Annotated in this window: 3 protein-coding genes; 2 read left to right on the plus strand and 1 reads right to left on the minus strand. The window is 61.5% G+C overall.

Going from position 1 to position 4,944, the window contains the following annotated elements; genetic code table 11:
- Nucleotides 1-216: 216 nt before the first annotated feature.
- A complete protein-coding gene (locus tag Q1V60_RS09615) occupies nucleotides 217-651 on the minus strand; it encodes a YkgJ family cysteine cluster protein (protein ID WP_003187815.1) in 435 nt (144 codons plus the stop codon).
- A 228-nt stretch (nucleotides 652-879) separates the two neighbouring features.
- Here Q1V60_RS09615 and Q1V60_RS09620 point away from each other — a divergent pair, with 228 nt between their 5' ends.
- Together Q1V60_RS09620 and Q1V60_RS09625 are read left to right on the plus strand one after the other, a co-directional pair.
- Nucleotides 880-3,330: a glycogen/starch/alpha-glucan phosphorylase gene (locus Q1V60_RS09620; protein WP_300629663.1), complete on the plus strand. Its 2,451-nt coding sequence runs from the start codon at nucleotides 880-882 to the stop codon at nucleotides 3,328-3,330.
- Nucleotides 3,331-3,499: 169 nt separating this feature from the next.
- On the plus strand, nucleotides 3,500-4,944 hold a 1,445-nt coding region (locus tag Q1V60_RS09625), incomplete at its 3' end, for a DUF2339 domain-containing protein (RefSeq protein ID WP_300629666.1).

The following is a 4,944-nucleotide window of genomic DNA, read 5'->3' on the forward strand; positions in this document are numbered from 1 at the left end:
GGGCTTGTCCTAATCCCCGTCTTTTAACACTCACCCGGCCCGGGGGGCGTGGGCGCTTGCTACCGCTGCACTGCGTACCCGCCCCATTTTTGGGGCCGCTCCGCGCCCCACCGGGAGAACGCCCCCCCGCCACAGGTCGCAGGTTTTTCTGCTTTAGCGCTTAACTGACCGGCATTAGGGCTTGTCCGCGAAAGCGATAGTTCAAGCAATAAAAACTTAGAACTTATCGAGTGTCTTGAAGTTGGTCTCGCGCACCACTTCCTTGGGCTTATATGCGCAATAACCCGGCCGCGGTCCGATTTTCGGGTGATTGCGGCAGGTATCCGGGCGCTTGTCATAAATAGTGCAAAAGCGCGTCTTACGATCCAGGTACAGGCAGTCGTTGTTGCTCATGCGCTGCAGGGTAAAAATTTCGGATTTGTTGTTGTAGCGCTCCACGATGCCTTCCTTCTGCAACCGCTTGGCGATGTTCTTCGGCGGGTCGCCGCGCTCGAACTCATCGACGATGCCAATGCGGATCAGGTCCTTGATCTTCACTTCGACCGGCAGCGTGCAGCAGCTGGACACGCAGCCACCACACATGTGGGCGGAATATTTCTGCCAGGTCTCGAGACGGTCGAGTTCCGCGGCGGCGATCAGTTGAGGCTTCATCGGGGTTCCAAAAGGTGGGGCTGTGTCCGGGCGCGCGATCATACCGGGATTGGTGGTTTTTTGAACAATCTTTTCAGGTTTTCTGCGCGAACGGCGATCGGGCACGACCTCTGCATTAAATTCACGCAACCATCAATGAGTTAAAAAACTGACGAACCAGAGCCTACGCCGTGTGTCAGAGCGTCTAGGCTCTAGCAACTCCTTCTATCTCGCCCGAGGTCGTATTTGATGTCTCAGGAACCACTTGCACGAGAAGCAGAGGTCGCCGCATTTCGCGATGCCGTCTTGACCAAACTCACCTATGCGGTGGGCAAGGACCCCGATCACGCCTTCGACCACGACTGGTTCGAAGCCATTGCCCTGGCCGCACGCGACCAGATGGTCGACCACTGGATGGACCATACGCGGCGCATTTACCGCAAAGGCCAAAAACGGGTTTATTACCTTTCGCTGGAATTTCTTATCGGCCGCTTGCTCTACGACAGCCTGAGCAACCTCGGCGTGTTGGAGATCGCTCGCGAAGCCCTGTCCGAGCTGGGTGTCGACCTTGAGCGCATCCGCCTCCTCGAGCCCGACGCGGCCCTTGGCAACGGTGGTCTGGGCCGTCTGGCGGCGTGCTTCATGGAGAGCATGTCGACCCTGGGCATTGCCGGTCACGGTTATGGCATTCGTTACGAGCACGGCTTGTTCCGCCAAGCGATTGTCGATGGCTGGCAGCAGGAGCAGACCGAACGCTGGCTGGACTTCGGCAACCCGTGGGAGTTCGAGCGCGCCGAAGTGATCTACCCGATCGGTTTCGGCGGCAGCGTGGAAACCCTGGCGGATGCGTCCGGCAAGATGATTCAAGTGTGGTCGCCCAGCGAAACCGTTCGCGCGGTGGCCTACGACACCCCGGTGGTCGGCTGGCGTGGCGCCAGCGTCAACACGCTGCGGCTGTGGCGTGCCCGCGCGGTAGAAGACCTGCACCTGGAACGCTTCAACGCCGGTGACCACCTGGGCGCCGTGGCCGAAGTGGCGCGCGCCGAAAGCATCTCGCGCGTGCTCTACCCGGCCGACAGTACCGAAGCGGGGCAGGAGTTGCGCCTGCGCCAGGAATACTTCTTTGTGTCCGCCTCGTTGCAAGACTTGCTGCGCCGCCACAAGAACATGCACGGCTCGGTACTGAGCCTGGGCGAACACGCCGCCATCCAGCTCAACGATACCCACCCGTCCATCGCCGTAGCGGAGTTGATGCGCCAACTGGTCGACCTGCACGACATCCCGTGGGAAGCCGCGTGGGACGTCACCGTCGAAACGCTTTCCTACACCAACCACACCTTGCTGCCCGAGGCGCTGGAAACCTGGCCCGTGGGTTTGATGGAACGCATGCTGCCCCGGCATATGCAGATCATCTACTTGATCAACGCCCAGCACATCGACTCGCTGCGCGCCAAAGGCATTCACGACTTCGACGTGCTGCGCGCGGTGTCATTGATTGAAGAAGACAACGGCCGCCGCGTGCGCATGGGCAACCTGGCATTCCTCGGTTCCCACAGCGTCAACGGCGTGTCCGGTCTGCACACCCAACTGATGCGCAGCACGGTGTTTTCCGAACTGCACAAGCTCTACCCTGAGCGTATCAACAACAAAACCAACGGCATCACCTTCCGCCGCTGGCTGTACCAGGCCAACCCTCAGCTCACCAATATGCTGGTGGACGCGCTGGGCCCGGACATTCTCGACACGATGGAAACTCGCCTGGGCGAGCTGGAAACCTTCGCCGAGAAACAGACCTTCCGCAAAGCCTTCGCCGACCAACGTCTGCACAGCAAGCGTGCCCTGGCCGAAATCATCCATGAGCGCCTGGGCATTTCGGTGAACCCGGCGGCGATGTTCGACGTGCAGGTTAAACGTATCCACGAGTACAAGCGCCAGCTGCTCAACCTGCTGCATACCGTGGCGCTGTATCAGGCGATCCGGGCCGAGCCGGAGGTCGATTGGGTGCCGCGGGTAAAAATCTTCGCCGGCAAGGCTGCGGCCAGTTATCACCAGGCCAAGCTGATCATCAAGCTGACCAACGACATCGCCCGTACCGTCAACAACGACCCAACCGTACGCGGCTTGCTCAAGGTGGTGTTCCTGCCCAACTACAACGTCAGCCTGGCGGAAAGCATCATTCCGGCGGCGGACTTGTCGGAGCAGATTTCCACCGCCGGTTTCGAGGCGTCGGGCACCAGTAACATGAAGTTCGGCCTCAACGGCGCGCTGACCATCGGCACTATGGACGGCGCTAACGTGGAGATGCACGAGCGTGTGGGCGCCGAGCACATGTTTATCTTCGGTCTCAGCGCCCAGCAGGTAGAAGCGCGCAAGCATGCCGGTGAGTTCAATGCCGGGCCGGAAATTGCGGCGTCCCATCGCTTGAACGATGTGCTGCAAGCGATCCGTGGCGGGGTGTTCTCGCCTGATGATCCAGGCCGGTATGTGGGCTTGATCGACGGGCTGATCGACTACGACCGCTTCCTGGTATGTGCCGACTTCGACTCCTACTGGGATGCCCAGGCGCGGGTCGAGGCGCATTGGCATGACTCCAAGGCATGGTGGCGCTCGGCGGTGTTGAATACGGCGCGGATGGGCTGGTTCAGCTCGGATCGGACAATCCGCGAGTACGCTACCGAAATCTGGAAAGCCCTCGACTAAACACCGCAGTACCAAATGGGAGCGGGCTTGCTCGCGAAAACGATATGCCAGTTAACAAATATGTTGACTGACACACCGTATTCGCGAGCATGCCCGCGCTCACATGGGTTCCACGTCGATATACTAGGCCCCGGTTTGCCCGCCCCGGGCTGCTTAGGGAATATCGACCATGCAATGGATTTTCATGCTGACTGGCCTGGTGCTCGGCTGGACGCTCGATGAGTCGTTCAGTGATGCGGGCATCGGTGCGCTGCTGGGGCTCGGCATTGGCCAGGCAATTCGCCTGGGCAAACTGTCGGCCCAGGCGGATCAGCAAGCGCTTCAGTTGGCAACCACCCAGAAGGCCCTGATCGCCCTGGGCGAGCGTTTGCGACAAGTGGAAGCGCCCGCGCCGTCGAGCAACGTCATTGTCGAAGTTCCCCCTCCTGAACTTACCCCTGAACCCGTACCCGTACCCGTCGCTGAAGCGCCCGAACTTGTCTGGGAGCTGCCTGCCGGATTGGCGCCCGTGGCGAAGGTCACCGAGCCCAGCCAAGCGTCACCCGAACCTGTCTGGACACCTGCCCCAACTCCCCAGTCACCGCAAGAGCCGCTCATCCCTCGCGGTCCCAACCTGATCGAACGTGCCATCAGCGGCGCACGCAATTGGCTGTTCGGCGGCAACACGGTGCTGCGCGTCGGTGTAGTGCTGCTGTTTCTCGGCCTGGCCTTTCTGCTGCGTTACGCCACTGAAGGCATGGTGGTGCCGATCGAACTGCGTTACGCCGGCGTGGCCGCGGCGGCGCTCGGCCTGCTGGGCCTGGGCTGGTGGCTGCGACTTCGCAACAGCAGTTATGGGTTGATGCTGCAAGGCACCGGCATTGCGGTGTTGTACCTGACGGTGTTCGCCGCGATGCGCTTGCATCCGCTGATCGACCCGAGTGCGGCCCTGGGCCTGCTGGTGGCGGTCACGGTGTTTTCGGCGATCCTGGCGATTACCCAGGACGCGCTGGGGTTGGCTTGCGCGGCGGCGTTGGGCGGTTTTGCCGCGCCGATTCTCACGTCCACCGGCGCCGGCAACCATGTGGCGCTGTTCAGTTATTTCGCCTTGCTCAATGCCGGTATCCTCGCCATCGCCTGGTTCAAGGCCTGGCGCTTGCTCAACCTGATCGGCTTTGTCGGCACGTTCGGCATCGGCTTCGCCTGGGGCATGCGCTCCTACACGCCGGAACTGCTGTGGAGCACCGAGCCGTTCCTGATCCTGTTCTTCCTGGTGTACCTGGCGATCGGCCTGCTGTTCGCGCGGCGCAAGTTGCTGGAACTAGGCGACGCCCCCGAAGGGCGTGATGCGTTGCTGCGTTGGTCGGCGGCCAAAGGCGATTACGTCGACGGCAGTATGCTGTTCGGCCCGCCGCTGGTGGGCTTTGGCTTGCAGTTCGCGCTGGTGCAACACCTGGAGTTCGCCGCCGCGTTCAGTGCGCTAGGCCTGGGCATTATCTACATGGGCCTGGCGCGGTTGCTGAGCGGCGGGCGTGCTTTGCTGCTGGCGGAGACTTGCCTGGCCCTGGGCGTGATCTTTGCCAGCCTGGCGATTCCCCTGGGTCTCGATGCGCGCTGGACTGCTGCAGCGTGGGC

The organism is Pseudomonas sp., from assembly GCF_030147005.1.
In the GTDB taxonomy this organism is placed as follows: Bacteria; Pseudomonadota; Gammaproteobacteria; order Pseudomonadales; family Pseudomonadaceae; genus Aquipseudomonas.

Bases quoted from the DNA above. Each gene is read 5' to 3' on its own strand.
- Q1V60_RS09620 (WP_300629663.1), top strand. From the start codon at position 880: ATGTCTCAGGAACCACTTGCACGAGAAGCAGAGGTCGCCGCATTTCGC.
- Q1V60_RS09615 (WP_003187815.1), bottom strand. From the start codon at position 651: ATGAAGCCTCAACTGATCGCCGCCGCGGAACTCGACCGTCTCGAGACC.